At 38.8% G+C, this 1,347-nt stretch carries 2 protein-coding genes; both read left to right on the forward strand.

Going from position 1 to position 1,347, the window contains the following annotated elements:
- Positions 1-276 (forward strand): hypothetical protein (locus AC1DG9_RS27140; RefSeq protein ID WP_337718273.1); only part of this gene is annotated, 276 nt, incomplete at its 5' end.
- Between the two features lie 4 nt (positions 277-280).
- Positions 281-1,303 (forward strand): IS110 family RNA-guided transposase, encoded by a 1,023-nt coding sequence (locus AC1DG9_RS27145; protein WP_288879047.1) that lies wholly within the window; start codon positions 281-283, stop codon positions 1,301-1,303.
- Positions 1,304-1,347: the final 44 nt, after the last annotated feature.

Genomic DNA, 1,347 nt, shown 5'->3' on the forward strand with positions numbered 1-1,347 from the left:
CGTCCTTTAGATTTGACCAGTGGTCTAGAACCTAAAAAACAATTGTTATTAAGTGTTACGCTTAATTCCTCAGCTATACAGAATTTTGTAGGAATAATGCCTAACCACGGCAGCGGCGAATTATCAAGTCGTCAAGGTTTTTATGCCTATGAGATGATGCAATCCGCTGCCGTGTTTTCCCTTAGTGGCCATATAACAATTAGGGTAATACCCATTATTAAGGACTTGGACCGATGGGGCAAAACTGTTAGGTCTTGCTACAAAATTATAATTTAATACTATGAAAGCGAATAGCAAATTTTTCATTGGCATTGATGTTTCAAAACCCTTCTTCGATGCTTCCCTGATGGCCGTTACTGATCATCAAAAACGAGGTATTGAAACAGCCCGTTTTGACAACACTTTAGAAGGGCTCAAAGCCTTCGGAAAATGGCTTAAAAGTTTTAAAGTAGCTATGGATCCGAACACCTTAGTGGTAATCGAAAACACCGGGATCTACCACCGATTGATCTGGTCTTTTTGCAACAAAAAAGGCTTGCCTTTGCATATTGGTAATGCTGCTCATATCAAATGGAGCTTTGGTATTACCAGAGGCAAAAATGACAAGATAGACAGCATTCGTTTGTGTAAATATGCCTGTAAAGAATCGGACACGTTAAAAGTTTCATCGGCGTTAAACCCTGTTTTGATGCAATTGAAAGACTTTATGACCTCCAGAACAAGACTGCTCTCACAAATCAATAGTAATAAACAGTATATCAAAGAACTCAAAAACATTAATGATCCTATGGTTCAAAAAGCAGTAGAGAAAGCACACCTGGCAGCGATCGAAGGTATTGCCGGATCCATAAAGGAGATCGAAGCACTGATCAGTAAAATCATAGCCGAAAATCCGGAGTTAAAGAACAACTACGATTTGCTGATTACCGTGCCTGGCATTGGTCACCTAACTGCTGTTTATTTGATCTGTTGCACTACCAATTTTTCTGCTAAGATCAGTGGTAAGCAACTCGCCTGTTACGCTGGTGTTGTACCTTTTGAACATAGCAGTGGCATCAGCATAAAGGGACGCAACCGAGTGCATCATATGGCTAATAAGGAACTCAAAAAACTATTCCATCTCAGTGCATTATCAGTCATACAATACTACCCTGAATTCAGAACCTATTATAACCGTAAAAAGGAAGAAGGAAAACATCCCATGAGCATCTTAAATGCAATAAGAAATAAGATTGCCCTAAGAGTGGTTGCAGTGGTAAGTCATCAGAAACCTTATGTCAGTAATCAATTAATTGCGGCATAAATTATATTAAAAAATACTTGCATGAGTCATAACAATCATCTCGA

It is taken from the genome of Pedobacter sp. 05L430 (assembly GCF_056397585.1).

Coding starts and splice junctions, on each gene's coding strand:
- AC1DG9_RS27145 (WP_288879047.1), top strand. CDS start 281: ATGAAAGCGAATAGCAAATTTTTCATTGGCATTGATGTTTCAAAACCC.